This window comes from Motiliproteus sp. SC1-56, assembly GCF_017309075.1.
GTDB lineage: Bacteria > Pseudomonadota > Gammaproteobacteria > Pseudomonadales > Balneatricaceae > Motiliproteus.
Window position 1 is genome coordinate 125,511 of record NZ_JAEMGS010000002.1, and the last position, 16,088, is coordinate 141,598.

Annotated in this window: 13 protein-coding genes; 6 read left to right on the top strand and 7 right to left on the bottom strand. The window is 57.6% G+C overall.

The window, feature by feature from the left end; translation table 11 throughout:
* Window positions 1-49: 49 nt before the first annotated feature.
* Window positions 50-703, top strand: a complete 654-nt coding sequence (locus tag JGZ97_RS02415) for a DapH/DapD/GlmU-related protein (protein ID WP_207061013.1) — start codon at window positions 50-52, stop codon at window positions 701-703.
* Here the strand turns inward: JGZ97_RS02415 and JGZ97_RS02420 are convergent.
* The gene (locus JGZ97_RS02420; RefSeq protein ID WP_370583979.1) at window positions 700-1,902 is read right to left on the bottom strand and encodes a glycosyltransferase; all 1,203 of its coding nucleotides are present in this window, start codon (window positions 1,900-1,902) and stop codon (window positions 700-702) included. The genes JGZ97_RS02415 and JGZ97_RS02420 overlap by 4 nt on opposite strands.
* A 45-nt stretch (window positions 1,903-1,947) precedes the next feature.
* Window positions 1,948-3,936 (bottom strand): ThiF family adenylyltransferase, encoded by a 1,989-nt coding sequence (locus tag JGZ97_RS02425; protein ID WP_207061015.1) that lies wholly within the window; start codon window positions 3,934-3,936, stop codon window positions 1,948-1,950.
* Between the two features lie 375 nt (window positions 3,937-4,311).
* Between JGZ97_RS02425 and JGZ97_RS02430 the strand changes: the two genes are divergently transcribed.
* The 5 genes from JGZ97_RS02430 to prsR all read left to right on the top strand — a co-directional run bounded on the left by JGZ97_RS02430 (window position 4,312) and on the right by prsR (window position 10,191).
* A complete protein-coding gene (locus JGZ97_RS02430) occupies window positions 4,312-5,052 on the top strand; it encodes a PEP-CTERM/exosortase system-associated acyltransferase (RefSeq protein ID WP_207061016.1) in 741 nt (246 codons plus the stop codon).
* A gap of 81 nt (window positions 5,053-5,133) precedes the next feature.
* Window positions 5,134-5,934 (top strand): GAF domain-containing protein, encoded by an 801-nt coding sequence (locus JGZ97_RS02435; RefSeq protein WP_207061017.1) that lies wholly within the window; start codon window positions 5,134-5,136, stop codon window positions 5,932-5,934.
* Between the two features lie 2 nt (window positions 5,935-5,936).
* Window positions 5,937-6,725 carry a S1C family serine protease gene (locus tag JGZ97_RS02440; protein WP_242521484.1) on the top strand — a complete coding sequence of 263 codons (789 nt, stop codon included), beginning with the start codon at window positions 5,937-5,939 and terminating at the stop codon, window positions 6,723-6,725.
* Window positions 6,726-6,757: 32 nt separating this feature from the next.
* On the top strand, window positions 6,758-8,833 hold the full coding sequence (gene prsK / locus JGZ97_RS02445) for an XrtA/PEP-CTERM system histidine kinase PrsK (RefSeq protein ID WP_207061018.1): 2,076 nt from the start codon (window positions 6,758-6,760) through the stop codon (window positions 8,831-8,833).
* 2 nt (window positions 8,834-8,835) lie between these two features.
* Complete coding sequence (gene prsR, locus JGZ97_RS02450) at window positions 8,836-10,191, top strand: PEP-CTERM-box response regulator transcription factor (protein ID WP_207061019.1); 1,356 nt, start codon at window positions 8,836-8,838, stop codon at window positions 10,189-10,191.
* Window positions 10,192-10,195: 4 nt separating this feature from the next.
* Here the strand turns inward: prsR and JGZ97_RS02455 are convergent, their stop codons facing one another.
* The 5 genes from JGZ97_RS02455 to JGZ97_RS02475 form a co-directional block, all read right to left on the bottom strand.
* On the bottom strand, window positions 10,196-11,323 hold the full coding sequence (locus JGZ97_RS02455) for a nucleotidyltransferase family protein (RefSeq protein ID WP_207061020.1): 1,128 nt from the start codon (window positions 11,321-11,323) through the stop codon (window positions 10,196-10,198).
* Complete coding sequence (locus tag JGZ97_RS02460; RefSeq protein ID WP_207061021.1) at window positions 11,320-12,207, bottom strand: HprK-related kinase A; 888 nt, start codon at window positions 12,205-12,207, stop codon at window positions 11,320-11,322. Before JGZ97_RS02460 ends, JGZ97_RS02455 begins: the two co-directional genes overlap by 4 nt.
* A gap of 319 nt (window positions 12,208-12,526) precedes the next feature.
* A complete protein-coding gene (locus JGZ97_RS02465; RefSeq protein ID WP_207061022.1) occupies window positions 12,527-13,303 on the bottom strand; it encodes a hypothetical protein in 777 nt (258 codons plus the stop codon).
* Between the two features lie 275 nt (window positions 13,304-13,578).
* Window positions 13,579-14,586 carry an XrtA/PEP-CTERM system-associated ATPase gene (locus JGZ97_RS02470; RefSeq protein WP_207061023.1) on the bottom strand — a complete coding sequence of 336 codons (1,008 nt, stop codon included), beginning with the start codon at window positions 14,584-14,586 and terminating at the stop codon, window positions 13,579-13,581.
* 18 nt (window positions 14,587-14,604) lie between these two features.
* Window positions 14,605-16,077, bottom strand: a complete 1,473-nt coding sequence (locus tag JGZ97_RS02475; RefSeq protein ID WP_207061024.1) for a TIGR03016 family PEP-CTERM system-associated outer membrane protein — start codon at window positions 16,075-16,077, stop codon at window positions 14,605-14,607.
* Window positions 16,078-16,088: the final 11 nt, after the last annotated feature.

The window sequence follows — 16,088 nt, forward strand, 5'->3', positions numbered from 1 at the left end:
AAGTGGTTACCGGGATCTAGAAAGTGGTTATAGGTAGAGAGAGTTTCCCATGAAAACCAGTTACCTCGATTTTGTCCTGTCCACGGTCTGTATCAGTGTGCTGGTGGCGCTGGCCCTGCTGATCACGGCCCTGGTTTCCCCCGCGCACGCTTACTACGTGATCGTCGACGTGGCGGTTTTCCTGCTGGCCTACGGGCTTCTCAGTGGCCTTTTGTTGCGCTTGATCCGTATCTTTTCACCCTATCCGCGTGGGCATTACGGGATGGATTCAAAGGCCTTCACATACTGGAAGCTCAATGCCGTGCTGGCAGATCTTGCCTGGAAGGCGCTCGCGCCTTTCAACCTGGTGTTCAGCACCCCGCTGCTGTACCGCCTGATGGGTGTTGATATCGGGCGCCAGGTGGCGCTGGGAGGGACCGTGCGTGACCACCCGCTGATTCGCATCGAGGATTACGCCACGCTCGGCCAGGATTCGGTGGTGGTTGGCCACGCCATTACTCACGACGAGATTGTATTGGAGCCGATTCACATCGGGCGTAATGCCCTGGTTGGTATCAACAGCGTCATTATGCCTGGGGTGTCAGTGGGTGAGGGCGGCGTGGTGGCACCGGGTGCGGTGGTGTTGCGGGGTACCCGGGTGGGAAGTTATGAACTCTGGGGTGGGGTGCCGGCGAAAAAAATCAAGGACCTGCCCCGTCCCTAAGAGTCGGTTCCGTTGCTAACGGCGGCGTCTTGAAGCAGGCCAATAAAACGCTCCCCGGGGGGCGTGTGGGCAATGGAGGCCTGTGTGGATAATGCCCGTTCGCGCATGGTCGCGTCGTCCAGCACGGCACGTGCGCAGGCTGTGAGGGAGGTGGCCGTGAGCTGGCCCGCGCGCAGGAGCCGTCCGACCCCCGTCTGCTCCAGATACCCCATGTTCAGGTACTGATCCAGATTGCCGGCGATGCCGATTACCGGTACTCCTTGCGCGAGGGCCTGGTAGGTGGTGGGACTACCGCCGTTGCAGATAACCAGCTGTGAGCGGGCGGCAGCTGTTTCTCCCGGCAGGTAGTCGGTGAGGAATACAGAAGGTCCGGGGCTTTCCAGTGTCTCGCCCATGGTTGCTGCGATCACTGTCACCGGGAGCTTCGCCAGGGCTGCCAGCACCGACGGGAGAAGGGCCTTTTCGCCAGAGCTTCCCAGGGTGACGTAGATTACCGGTTGGTGTTCCGGGAGGTCTTGCCACCAGGGCGGCAGGGGGATTTGCGGCGACCAGATGATGGGGCCGAGGTAGTGATGGTTGCCTGGTAGCTCAAAGGTGGGGGCCAGTTGCGGGAGGTCGGCGTACAGAGTGCAATCGGCGTCGGTGTAAGTGCGGCGGAGGTCCAGCCCCAGCGAAGCCAGCCCGTGAGCGCGCCTGACCCGGTTCAGCGGGCGGGTATGCAAGGCAAACGCCAGAGGCCTAATCCAGCGGAACAGACGGTCGGCAGCGGTGACGCCGAGCACCCGGGTGATGGGTAGTTCCGGCACCCGGTAGTGGGGACTGGCATAGGGGCTCCAGTAAGCGTTGGTAAGAGTCCAGTACGGTACCCCCGGGAGCCGCGCGCTGACCGAGAGGGAAAGGCGGAAGTCGCCGACCACCAGGTCCGGCTTAACCTGATCGATAAGACGGAGGTCTTCTTCCACATAGGCGTTCAGCTGGGCCTCGGAGTACAGGGGGCTGCCCCGGGCGAGCGCCTGCAGAAAGTCCCGGGTGCTGATGGAGTGCAGCGGGTGCCAGGGGCGGCTCAACGGTGCAAACAGGGCTTGGTAGCGGGAGTCTGCAGCAAATTCAACGCAATAGCCCGCACTTTCCAGTGCCTGCGCCAGTACCATGGGGCGGGCGACGTGGGCCAGCGTCGCCGCTTCGGCGAAAAATAGCACCCGATGGATGGCCCCTGATGTGGTTCTCTTTGAGCTCCCGGTCATCTAGCCGCCTGCCGACTCCGGGGGGCTTGGCTTGACGAGGAGACTGTCCAGCCCCGGGCGGGTTGAGCGCGACGGCGGCAGGGCGCTTTCGCCGAGGCGCCCCATGAAAACCGCCTTGTCTGCGGCTTCGCCCAGAAGCTGATCAAACTGGTCCCGGCAGCGTTGCGCGCGGCTCACGACGTCCTGAGCATGGGTAAAGGTGCGTCCTTCACGTAGGTAACGGGCGAAAATCAGCGGGGTCATCTCAGGCTGCAAACACAGTCCCAACCGGGTGGCCGTGAGCCAGAACCGTTGCACCGCACGACCGGCGCCGAGGTTGTCCTCCAGGGTCGCCGGGGGGGCGGGCGCCACCAGCGCCATGTGCGCGGCGCAGCGCAGTCCAGGGATTAATTCCAGCTGGATCCGGGGGGGGAGGGTGCCCAGGAAGTACCGGTTAAGAAAACGCACCCGCTCCCAACTGCCCATGGCCCAGCGCATCAGTTTGCCGGTAACGGGATCGGTGCCGACGGCCCCTTCCGGAATCCTGTCGTCACTGAACTGTCGCTCCCAGTCAATGATATCGCGATGCACGGGGTAGGCCTCGGGCATGGTCAGGCGCACCTTGGCGTTGGCGAACATCAGGCGGGCCGCCTGCCAGCGGCCCTCCCAGCCTTCGAACCAGCGGATTCGGTAACCCGCGGGCAGGCAGGCTTCCAGGGCATGCTTTTCTGCCTGGGTTAGCGGGCGGGAGGACATGGCACGGCGTTGTGCGGTTCGCACCGGAAGGTAAGGGGCCAGCGGGTCGGGTGTGACCGCGTCAGCGGCGTGCAGGGCGACATCGAAGGTGGGGGTGCGCTCGTCGGCATCGCTCCTTGTGGTGACCTGGGCTTTGAGCCCCTGCGCGGAGGCCGCGATATCGACAGATTCCAGCAGGGTCCCCAGCGCCAGTTGGCTGGGGCGTCCGTCGAGATCATAGACGACCGTGTCGCGGGTGTCGGATCCGTGAATAACAAACCTTTTTTCATCGAGTAGTTCGAAGCGCCAGGGTTGGGTGTTGTCGCCGCTGGGTGCCCAACGGGCCATGTCCAGGACTTTTTCTGCGGGGGTCCTGGGGGTAAAAGGCTTTGCCGGGGCGCTGGCGGGCCGATTCATACCCATGAGCTGGCGCTTGCCGACCGCGATCGCCAGTCGCTGCAGGGGATGGTTGTTTCCGCCCGGGCGCCAGGTTTTGCTCAGACGGTTGTGGTAAGCGTCGAACTGCAGCCCCCAGGGGGCGGCGAGCACCTTGCCGCGCTTGAGCAGAATTTTGAGCACCTGACTGGCGGCAACGCCGGCACAGAGATCGCACGCCATCATGGTGGAGGGCCCCTTTTGCGCGACGACATCGATACGGGCTGGGTCCACCAGGTACCCCTGTTGCAGGCGCGCGGGGGCAAGGCCGACGAAAAAGCGCAGGTATTGTTCGGCTTCTTCCTGGCCTTCGACGCGAAAATATTCCTCAAAGCTCATTTTCCCGGGCATGAAGTTCAGCAGCGCGGTACTCAACCCCAGCGGTGCGGCGGTCGTTACCGGGATGCCGAGGCGGTGACAGGCGGCGAATACGGCCCGTCGGACCGGCATGACAAAGAAATCGAGGCCGTCCACATAAACATCCACCCCGGATAAAAAGTCCTCCACGTTGTCGGGCGAGACACCTTCGGGGAGGGTTTTGATGTCGAGGTCGGGGTTGATGTCCAAAGCCATCTCCACCAGGGTGTCCAGCTTGGGACGTCCGAGACTGGAAATCTTGGCGCCGACCTGACGGTTGAAGTTCTCAATGTCAAAGGTGTCGAAGTCGGACAGGGTGAAGTGCCCGATCCCCAAGCGGGTAAGGGTCAGCAGGTGAGCGCCGCCGACGCCGCCAAGGCCTGCGATGGCGACACGTTTGGCTTTGAGCAGGTGCTGTTCCGATTCGGTTATCCAGCCAATGTTGCGGGAGAATGCTCTCTGGTAGTCAAAGTCATCGGTCACGCTGGGCCATTCCTCCTTTCGCGGGCTTGGGCTGAGTCTAGCCGCTCAGGCGTGTTCCGGTCGGATTTGAGTACTATTGAGGGCGTTCCAGGCCCAAGGAGGCGTCAAGCCTGCGCCCTTCCCGCACCAACCAGAAAGACTGGCGGGAAGGGCCTGCTGCGCACTAATTGGGCTGATGCCAAAAGTTCGGCGCCATTCTAGGCTTCGCAGTTAATTGGACTATGCTTTCTAACGACTTAGGATTCCCCTGTTGTCACTCTAGCAGCGTAGTCAAAGGCTGATTGCGGTCGCCGGCGGGAAGTTTCTGAATTGTCGAAGGGGTCAAACCCTGTCCTACAGGTTTGAGAGTCGAGTCATGCAGAACAAAGGTTCCGGATGAACAGGGACGAGTTAGCGGTCAAATTCATGCGCTACTTCCGCATCGTGGTGGCCGATACTGACGCCTTGCGCAGAGAGTGCTACAAGATCCGCTACAACGTGTATTGTGATGAACTCTCTTTTGAGAACAAAGCAGATTTTCCTGAAGAGCTGGAAAGCGATCCGTTTGACCTCTTCTCTGACCATATTCTGCTGTTACACAGACAAAGCCGTGAATACGCCGGCACTGTGAGGCTGGTGCGCCCTTTGCCTGACCAGCCGCAGCAAAAACTGCCGATGGAGCACTTTTGCTTGCACGCGCTGAGCGCCGAAAGCCGGAAAATCCTCCAAGATTATCGCGCAACCACGGCGGAAGCTTCGCGGTTGGCCGTGCCTCGAATGTTTCGTCGAAGAACCGGTGAAGAGCGACGGCCCTTCGTCATCGACGGTGTACGTACCTATCTTTCCGACGAGGACGTCGCCCACTTTCCCTACATCGCGGTGGGGTTGTACCTGGCCTGTGCGACGGTGCTTATCAAAGAGCTGAATTATATTATGGTGATGATGGAACCCCGCCTGGCGCGTCACCTGGCGCGGGTCGGCATCCTCTTTGAATCCGCCGGCGAGCTGGTGGACTATCACGGTAAGCGTGCCCCTTTCTATATAACCCCCGAAGTTTTTGAGCAGAACCTGAAGCCCCATGTCCGGGTGCTTTTTGAGGCGGTGCAGGCGCAGGTGTTGGAGCAGTTGCCTAAATAGGACGAAACAGGCCATCGGAACGTGAAGATGAGGTTCATTGAGGGGCTGAGGCCTGTCTCCGATGCGAAAGTGAGTATTCAAATGATGACCGATAGCCAAGAGGTAAAGGACGAAGGCGCTTTTGACAATGAAAGCTATAACTTCGTTGCCGAGCTGATTGACCTTTCCAGCTTTCTGGACCGGCAGGAGAGCCTGGAGAGCAGCCTCAAGGAGCTGACCACGATGGTGGCGCGCCTGCTGCGGGTAAAAAACTGTTCCATCATGCTGCTCAAACGGGATGCGGTTGATGCATCATCCCAGCCGCGCCTGCGGGTGTTGGCCCACCACGGCTATCTGCCCGAAGAGGCCTATCAGGAAGCCACCAAGCTTAGCGAAGGGATCTCCGGCTCTGTCGCCAGCACCGGCGAGCCGCTGCTGATTGCGGAAATTCGTCATTCTCCCCATGCCATCGCCGCCAGGCGACCGGTACAGGCGGGGGACGATGGTTTTATCTCCTGCCCGCTGATGATCAACGATGAGGTGGTGGGGGTTCTCAACGTGAGTACGCCCGTTGATGGACGAACCCTCTCCGAGTCGGATCTGGAAACCGTTTCTGTGATCGCGGTGATGGTCAGCAAATCGATACAGGTGTTCCAGCTGCAGCACCTGTTGCGATCCAACTTTGTTCAGCTGGCCCTGGCCCGCGAGTCGCATTTGAGCCCCCAGTGCACTCTGGGCGAAATCACCCGCAATGGCGACCGCATGGCCAAGACCCTGGCAAAGAGCTTTTTTAAAGAGATGCAGAACACGGGATTTGGCTCGGATCATATTGTGAAAGCCGCCACGGAAATTATTTCCCTGATCAGCTCCGACCTGGCTGATAAACGTCGCAATAAGGAGTGAATTTGCAGGCGTCCCTCCCGCATCCGGCTGTCACCTGCTGCGCGTTGATTCTGGCTTTTGTAGGCTCGCTCCCCTCGGTACAGGCGCACGAGTGGCCTTTGGCCGATACGCTTGCGCGCGTTAAACCGGCGGTTGTGGGCGTGGGAACTCACCAGCCGACCCGCCGGCCCCCCTCCCGGTTGTTGGGAACCGGCTTTGTGATTGGTGACGGCAGTACCGTCGTGACGAATGCCCATGTGGTTGACATAGATCTGGCACAGGATCAGTACGAGGAGCTGGTGGTGTTTTCAGGTACCGGTAACCAGGGAAGGGTGGTTGGGGCGGATGTTTTAAGGGTCGACGCCGAGCACGATCTGGCCTTGCTGAAAATTGGGGAGCGGCTGCCAGCAATGGCGCTGGCGACGGCGCATGAGGTCCGTGAAGGTGATGTCTACGCGTTCACCGGTTTTCCTATCGGCGCGGTGCTGGGGCTTTATCCGGTGACCCACCGGGGCATGGTTTCCAGTATCACCCCCCTGGCGATTCCCGCCCGTTCTTCGGTGCAGTTGGATGCGCGTAAAATTCGCCGTCTGCAGAACCCGGTGTCGGTGTATCAGTTGGACGGAACCGCCTATCCGGGAAACAGCGGCAGCCCCCTTTACGATCCGGCAACGGGTCAGGTCGTCGGGATTCTGAACCAGGTTTATGTAAAGGCGACGAAGGAAGATGTATTAAGCCAGCCCAGCGGCATTAGTTACGCGGTGCCCGTACGGTATTTGACGCGCTTGCTGGAACGGGAGGAGATCCGCTGATGCTTCGCTTTGCAGGACAAGGACGCTAAACGGTGGCTGCGCTTTTCAGCTACCTATCGGCAACCCTGACGTTTGCGACCGTACTGCTGCTGTCGCTGTTTCTCTGGCGGGGCCGTCTGCAGGGTATCTGGCTGATGCTTGCCCTCGTTGTCACGGTGGCCTGGGCGGGGGTTACCGCTCTGAACAGTTGGATTCTGACCCCAAGCCCGGTTAATCAGTTCTTTCTGGAGATATTGCGCAATGGCGCCTGGGGCTTGCTCCTGTGGCGGCTGCTGAGCACCAGCCAGGGCGAGGGGTTAGAGGCATTCTGGCGCAAGCCCAGGCTTTGGGCGTTTGGATTGGGCCTGCTGGTACTGATTTTGTTGAACCTGTTGCAGTCGGCCGGGCTACTTTCTCCCGAGCAGCTGCCGGTCAGCATCAGCCATCTCGGGCCCTTTCTTACCGGTTTTGCGGTGCTTGTTCTGCTGGAGCAGTGGTATCGGAATATCCCGGTAGAGCAGCGCTGGACAATCAAGTTTTTCTGCCTGGGCCTGGCGGTGATATTCGGCTATGACTTCCTGCTTTATTCTGAGGCGCTGCTCTACCAACGCCTGGATCAGGCGCTTTGGGACATGCGCGGCTGGGTCTGCTCGCTGATGGCCCCTCTGATGGCGGTGTCTATCGCGCGGAGCCGGGATTGGGATCATGCGCTGCGTTTCTCCCACCAGTTTGTCTTCTTCTCCACCGGTGTGTTGTTGGCAGGGACCTATCTGCTGGTGATGTCTCTTGTGGGGTATTACCTGCGATGGTTTGGTGGGGGGCTGGGAAGCGCCCTGCAAATCATCTTTGTGGTGTTGGCGTTATCGCTTTTCGTGTTGCTGTTTATTTCCGGGCGCTTTCGTTCTGTGGTCACCGTATGGGCGGCCAAGCATTTTTTTCCCTACAAATACGATTACCGCCAGGAATGGATACGCGCCAACAACCGATTTGCGTCGCTTCCGGCCGACCGTGGGTATTACGAGCAGTTGATTCTGGGCTTGGCCGAACCGATGGATAGCTTGGGCGGTGTCATCTGGGTCCGGGAAGAGGAGCGCTTTGAAACGCGGGGGAATTGGACCCTGCCGTCCCTGCCAGCCATTGACCTAAAAGAGGCCAGCGGCTTGCTCGGATATGCTGAGTCGAGGGCCTGGGTTATCGAGCTGGCGGAATACAACCGACACCCCCAGCATTACCCGGAGCTCGAGCTGCCGACCTGGCTAAGTCAAAACCACGATGTATGGCTGCTGGTTCCTTTGGTGCACCAAGACTACTGCCATGGCCTGGTGGCTCTCGCCCAGCCGCGGGCCGAGCGCACCATTAACTGGGAGGATCACGACCTCCTCAAAACCCTCGGTGCTCAGTTAGCCGCGTTGATCGCCTTGAAGAAAAGCACCGATTCGTTGGCCCAGTCACGGCAGTTCGAAGCCTATCATCGACTCTCCACCTTCGTGGTTCATGACATTAAAAATGTGGTGGCCCAGCTCTCTCTGGTGGTGAAAAATGCTGAAAAACATAAGCATAATCCGGCGTTTGTTGACGATGCGCTGGAGACACTCTCCAATGCGGTAGCCAGGATGAACCGCATGCTCAGCCAGCTGAAGCAGGAGTCTGCGGTGACTTCAAGCCGTGAGGTGGTAGGCGCGGACGTGATTGCGCGCGAGGTGCTGGCTCAACAGAAGGGGCATCTGCCTCGCGTGCAGTTGCGGTCTAAGGTTAAAGGGGCGAAGCTGCTAATTCAGAGGGAGAAGCTGGTTTCCGTCTTATGTCACCTGGTTCAGAATGCGCAGGACGCAACGCCCGATACCGGGCGGGTGGAGCTGGAAGTGGACGCCGCCGATGAGAGTGTCAGCTTCAAGATCATAGACAGCGGCTGCGGTATGGAGCCTGCGTTTATTCGAGAGCGGCTGTTTAAACCCTTTGATACCACCAAGGGGCGGGCGGGGATGGGAATCGGTGTTTACGAGTCCCGTCAGTTTGTACTCGAAAACCGAGGGCGGATTCACGTTGATAGCAACCCGGGGCAAGGGACCGTGTTTACCGTCAGTCTGCCGGTATACCAGCCAGTCGCGCATAAGGAGGAAGCGGTTTGAGCATGGATAAGAGCAAACCAACTTTACTGGTCGTTGAAGATGACCTGGGGCTGCAGAAACAGCTGCGTTGGAGCTTTGAACAGTACCAGGTGGTGTTCGCCGAGGATCGGGAAGGGGCGCTCAAACAGTTGCGCCGCTACGAGCCGGATGTGGTGACGCTTGACTTGGGCCTGCCCCCGGACCCGGCCAACGCCAGCGTCGGTTTGAAGGTGCTCGAAGAAATTACCACGTTGCATCCGCAGGCCAAAGTGATCGTGGTGACCGGTAATGACGACAAGAGCAACGCTGTTAAAGCGGTGGGCATGGGTGCATATGACTATTATCACAAGCCTATGGATCCGGACAGCCTCGGTTTTATCGTGGAGCGGGCTTTCCGCCTTCGAGAGCTCGAAAAGGAGAACCAGCGGCTGGTAGAGCGCGAAGCCCGTAAATCGCCGCTGGAAGGGGTGGTTGCAGCCTCGACCGAAATGCTTGAAGTCTGCAAGTTAGTTGAGAGGGTCGCTCCGGCCGATATCAGTACGCTCCTGCTGGGTGAGAGCGGCACCGGCAAGGAGGTTCTGGCGCGGGCGGTTCATGGCCTGAGCAACCGCGCGGAGGGCCGGTTCGTGGCGATCAACTGTGCCTCAATACCTGAAAACTTGTTGGAGAGTGAGCTCTTTGGCTATGAGAAAGGGGCCTTCACCGGCGCCAATAAGCAGACACCAGGGAAAATTGAGCTGGCTGATGGCGGGACGCTCTTTCTTGATGAGATCGGGGACATGCCGCTGGCCCTGCAACCCAAGATGCTACGTTTTTTGCAAGAGCGGACTATCGAGCGAATCGGGGGGCGGGATGAAATAGCGGTGGATGTGCGCATTCTCAGCGCGACCCATCAAAACCTGGAGGCGCTGATAGCAGAAGGCGCGTTTAGGGAAGACCTCTATTACCGGTTGAGCGAGTTTGTCATTACCATCCCTCCTCTAAAGGAGCGCCCGGGCGATGCTCTAGTGATAGCGCGGGCGTTTCTCAACCGTTACAGCCATGACTTAGGCCGCAAGGTGAAGGGCTTCAGTGACGGTGCCTGCAGAGCGATTACCGCCTTCTCCTGGCCCGGAAATATTCGGGAGCTGGAAAATAAGGTTAAACGGGCAGTTATCATGACCGACGGCACCCAGGTCACCGAGCGTGACCTGGGCCTTGCCCCCGTAGAGGAGCAGGCGCCCTTGAATCTCAAACAGGCGCGGGATGAGGCCGAGCGGGAAGTGATAAGCCGCGCCCTGAGTTTTTGCGATCACAATATATCCAAGGCGTCTGATGCGCTCGGTATAACTCGGCCTACATTATATGCGTTGCTGGAAAAGCACGGTCTGCAGCCCTGACAACCTAAAGGGAATTTAATTTCGTTGATGCGCCCTTGCGCTCGGCCACCCTTTGCTCCCGCCATTTGATGATGGGGGTAAGGAAGGCTTTGTGCAGCAGGTGAGGTATGAGTAGCGACGGAGGCATTCGCAGGTAGTGTCCGCGCACATAGAGCAAAAAGCGGCTCACTCGAAAAGCTAAGTCGTCGCAGCTGGCGTGGTGGGGAACAAGCACGCGGTTGAAAGCCCAGTCCATTATTCGCAGCAACGGCTTAGCCGGAGCGAAGGGCCGGCAGGCCTGTTGAACGGCGGCCGGCACCGGGGTTCCCAGGCGTCTCTCGGCGTAGCGCAGCGCGTAAAACAGGCTGCGTCCCAAGCCTATTTCCTCTGCCCGCGCTACCGCGCGTAGAAGAAGGTCCTCCTGGGCTGACTGAAAGTGCCGGACCAGCTGATCAAGGTCGCATAGCCCCCTCAAGCCACGTTCAAACTCCCCTTCGTGAAAAAGATGGCACGCGGAGTGAAGGAGTATATCCTCCGGCGCGAGCGTCGAGAGGCTTGGGAAACCGGGCAGAGGGCGGGCAGCAGAGCGCAGGCTCTGGCTATCGAGTGGGGTGGTGGATGGGGGAAGCAGGTTATGGTGCAAGTCGATGACCGAACCGCGCCGGCGGTGGTAGAGCGGCGGTATTTCGTGCATCCACGTGCGATAGTAGCGTTCATCGTAGTCGCTGATCTTGCCCCTTAACCAGCCCGCCAGCATCAGGTTTTTCTCGGTATCGGCTATGTTCTCGCGTGCCACCAAAAGGTCGATGTCGGAGAACGTGCGCCCTTGCGCCACCGGCAATCCCAAGGCCTGATAGGCTGCCCCTTTGAGTAAGGTCACGGGTTGCTGTTTAGAGGATACCGCCTTGGCAATCTGTTGGATTTCAAACCGGACGCACTGTTGCTGACGCTCTGCGAGCATGAGCTGGTTGCCAAAGTGGGCTTGGGCTTGCTGGGGAGCCTGTTGCCGCACCTGAATGGGTAGTTTGAGCCATAAAGAAGCCCCCAGATCGCTGGCCCGGGCTTGACGCAAAAGTAGCTCCCACTCTTTCAGCGAAAGTTGCGAGGCGCGTTCCGGGGTCCGCCAGATGTTGATGAGCAGAGGGGGCTTCATGGGCTGTAAAACTTTGTTGAAAATAGGTTGAGAGCATCGTCCAGTTTGCTATAGACCAGCGTGTAACTCTCGCAGTGGGTGATCAAACGGGTTAAAGCCTCGAAGCCCGTTGCGCCCAGAGCGTTGAAATTGAAACTCTCGTTTATACAGCGGATAAGGGCTTCATCAGGAGTTAGCGGGGTCAGGGTGAGCTTGCTGCCAGGCTGGTACTTTGGAAAAACCAGCCATTTGGGGGCGATCGGTCCTGGGGCTTCAGTGCCGGCGCGCGGTGGATGGAGGTGAGCGACCGTCCCTTTGTTGGTATTGCTAACACAGCTCTCTATACAGGCATCGCTGAACGACCGGGTAATCAGCTCGATGGACGCATTTTTTAAGCTCAGCGGCCTGATGAGAGGGTGCAGGAGCCCATCTTGGCGGTCTATCAGAGCGAATTCGTCGGAGAACAGGTCCCAGCCGCTAAAACCCAGCGCGGCCGCCAAGGTGCTTTTACCGGATCCTGGGGCTGCAGGCATAATCAGCCCACCCGAGGGGGCGGCCAACACCGCGGCATGCAGCATAAGGTACTGGTGGGCGTTGGTGGCGATACACCAGTTAAGGCTCCACTCAAAAAACGGGTAGGCCTCCCGGGCGGGAAGGGGCTTGAAGGGCTGTTGTCCGTCGAAGAAAAAATTTATCTGGGGGGCCAAATAGCGTCGGGTTGAGAGGGGGCGTTTGTATTCAAGGTGGAAATCGGTGAAGTCGCGGGGGTTGCCGGGGGGGTAGCACTGCTCAAAGGCTTGAACGGTTTGAATGAGATGCCGCTCGGAAGTGCTGATGGCGACCTTAAACGGGCCAACAAGAAAATGGTGAGCGTTGCGGGGAGCGTGTCGTTTAACCAGCAGCACGTACTTTACTTGCCGACTGAAGCGACTATTAAATTGTTGTCTTCCAGTTGCCCCAGAACCTGCCTGACTTCTTGCGAGGGCAAGTTTGACCGGACCGTATCTGTATCACTCCGCTCACATAGCTGGTGGAAGTTGAGCGGCTCGCGGGCATGGCTCAAACGGCCAAAAAGCTCCGCAGCCAATCCCGTTAAACGCAAGGTGTCTCCTGTGCACGGGTGGTACACCACTCGAACCGAGCCGAGCTCGCAATGTGAGTTTGACACGTCGCCGCTCAGTACCCAGAAATCCCCCCAAATTTTTGAGTTTCCTTGTGTCATGCCTAACTGGCGCTCAACTCCGCCTTGGCCCAGTCGAAGGCTGCTTCGGGATCGGTAATTCCGATTTCAGCGACGGTACCCAAATTGGACGGTATCAGGTGATCGCCGTCAGTGCCTTCAAAGAAAATTTCGAGGAGGCTGTTCAGTACGTCGGGATGGTCAATGCGGTTTTGAATCAGGTATTCAAGGGTCCAAGGATTGTCAGGGAAGGGGAATTCAGGAAACGCCCCGCCAAGGGCAATGGAAAGGGCCGCAGCGAAGAAATTTCTTAGCTGGATATCTGATGTATCCAATACGGCATTGCCTGCCTCGGTGATCATCATTGCTTCGGCAGGAAAGAGGTTAAGCGTCTCCTTGGGAACGTTTTTGGCGGCCTTTAAAAAATTATAGAGGACGTTGATTGGGGTACCCTCTCCGCCGAGGGTGTCAAATACAGAGTCCAGTTTGTTCTTGGACATCGTGCCCACTTCAAATGCGGCTGCATCCTTGATGTTTTTGCAGCCGGCACAGGCTTCGTTGTAGCTGTTATAAGTGGAAACGGCCTCGAAGACTTCTATCCATTTGTGCCAGTAGCCTGGTGACAAGGCCGTGGCGGGCGCGGCGGTACAGGGGTCTTCCACTTGGTTTGAGAGATTGCCCGACATCGTCCCTGAAACTGAGCAACTAACGCCGGCCCATAGCGGCCGGCTGGATGCGCCAACGATCACTGTAGACGCTACGGCGCTGTTCTTCAGAAAGCGCCGGCGGCCTTGGGCCTGTGACTGGGTTCTCCTGTTCATCCTTATCGAGCCCCTAAAGTAGAAATTCAAAGCACTTCTTATTAGCTACTTGCACCATTGCTGGTCTGCTACCTAGCTGGCACCGCGTCTATGCATCTATACCATCCATTGTAGTATGCGCTGAATAAGATATTGCTGAAATTCATGCAGAAAGTGATCCATGATGTTATCTAATTGATTAGTAGTGTTTTTTTATATCTTTTTTTCCGACTGAAGTACTGGTTGTAAAGAATGCTGACAACGGGCGCGAGTGTGTTTGGCTTATGCCGTGCCCGTCATTTTTCATTGATCAGCTGTTTGAGCTTGCCCTTAAGTTTTCCATCTACCAGCCGCATCAGCTCGACCTTTTCGTTCAATAGTTCGGTCAAGTGCCGGTTCAGCTGAGCGCACTGCGCCTCAAGCGCCTGGATCTCCTGCTGCCGGGGCGGGGCTTCAGCCTGCACAACGCTGCCCCTTTGGGTAGTAGGTGAAGAAAACTCTTCGGCCAATTCATCGGCAACGGCGTTGACCACTGATTCGTCGATTTCAGGGACTTCTTCCAGAAAAGCGAACAACAGCAAGCGGTCGCAAAAAATATTAATTCGCCTGGGAACGCCTGCTGTGTGCCGGTATATATGGGAAAAGGCCGATTCAGCAAATTGAGGGTTCTGGGTCCAGCCCGCAATGCTAAGCCGCCAGAGGATATACTCCTTCACCTCATCGGCGTCCAAGGGTTTCAAGTGGCAGGAGGCGATAATCCGCTGGCGAAACTGCTCCATTGCCGGGGCCTGAACGATAGCGCGCAACTCGGGCTGTCCCAGTAGAAAACTTTGCAATAACGGCGCGTCGGTCAGTTGGAAATTAGAAAGCATCCGCAGTTCTTCGATGGCGCTGGCTGGCAGATTTTGCGCTTCATCAACCACCAACAAGACCCGTTTGTGGGCTTGGTGAGCGGACCGTAAAAAATCTTGAAACTGCTGGAGAAGAACGGCTTTTGAGCGCTCCTCGACCGGTAAGCCAAAAGAACTGCAAATCATCCGCAGCAGGTCATCGGCGTCCAGCTTCGTGGTGACCAACTGCGCTGCAATGATGTTTTCCCGATGAACATTGGCCAGAAGGTTACGCATGAGAGTTGTTTTACCGGTTCCAACGTCCCCGGTAATAACGATAAAGCCCTCCCCCTGGCTCAAGCCGTATTGCAAGTATGAAAGTGCTCTTTTATGCCCTTTGCTCGAAAAAAAGAACTGGGGGTCGGGGCTTAGCTGAAAGGGTTTGCTAATCAGCCCAAAAAAGGATTCGTACATATACCCTGTACCCTCTCGTTAGAATGTGCGGTTGTAGGCAATGGCCACGCGGTTTTCCGAAAACGCTCGTCTGGGGTCCGACGAATCCCGCTCGTTGTGGCGAATCGTCAAGCTAAGCCCGCTTTCGGGAGTCAGTTTTTTTGTGCCGATGAACACCACTGCACGCTGGTAGTCTGTGGGTAGCCCCAGGGTTTCTATACGTGTCCAGGTAAACTGAACCGTGGTTTTCGTGCGGCCGCTGAGACGCAGTGTCCAAGCGATATTCGTACCGCTGTCACGTTCTTTGGATACCTGCTGCTGGAGTTCGCGGTCGCGTTGAAACAGGCCAAGATTAAGCGTTGTCTTGCTGACTTTTATGACCAAGTTGGCGTTGGTGCTTTCTTGAATAAAGCGGTCTTCACGAAGTGTCGGCAGCGGGGCTCCAACAACAAAAACCTGCTCGTCGGGGCCAGGCAATACGGCTTCCCCACTCTCGACCAGCCTGCATTCTGATAGCAAAAAATCGTCTCCGGCTGGGCAAATCAGCGCCCCGGCGGGCGTAAATTGTAGAAATTCCTGGCGGGTGCTGCTGACGCTCTCCGAGTGCCTCAGCGACCAAGTTGTATGACGCCGTCTGTGAGTCAACGTGAAACCACGATCGTTGGTACCGAGCAGCCGGCTGTTATAGTTGATATCAAGCGTGGTGCGGGCATTGGGGTGTAACAACAGTTGTGCGCCCCAAAAGTCACCGACTCCGGCATCTTCATCTGTCGGGTCGTCCAGATGGTTATCAACGTATCCGTAACGCAAGCGCCCCTCGGTTTTAGGGCTGATGCGATAGCCTATCGTTGCGTCGTAGGTCTCCGTTTGTTGTGTCAGGGATCGATCCGGATCAGCCCTGCGGTGTTCGGCGCTGATTGACCAGCTAAAAGGTGTTTTTCCGGCCGCGGTTTCTACAAAAGCGCGTATACCGTACCCGCTACTGTCATCGCCGAGGTTGTTGTAACCAACGGTATTGACGGTCGTATCAATACCCACCGTGGTCTTGGCTCCCAGCGGAGTATCCAGCCGACGGCGCCAGCTGGGCTGGAGGTCAAAGACCCAGGTGTCGGTGAAATTTCCAGGATCCAGCAAGTTGTCGCCGGTGTTGGCGCTGCGTCTGTCTATCAGTTGCTGGGTGTAGCGCGCATTTGCATCCAGAAATAGGCTGTCTTCGATAATTTCGGACTCGCTTGAGAGGCTGAGTCTGTGATTCACCTGGTCGCTGGTTAGCGTGGACAGATAGTCCACATATTGCATTTGGTAGTTTAGGGCGAGATTAACCCGGTTGCCCTGGCGAGTCAGGGTCGCCCCAGGGGTTATTTCGGTAATGAATTCGCTTGAGCCGTCACTTGTATTAAGCCTGAAATTATCGGTAAAGCTTTGGGTTAGGTTTAGTGTTGGGGTTAATCTCCAGTCGGGGGCGGCGAAAACCGGTTGCGAATTAGGGAGCGTCAGCAGCAACGAACTCAAGAGAACGGCTT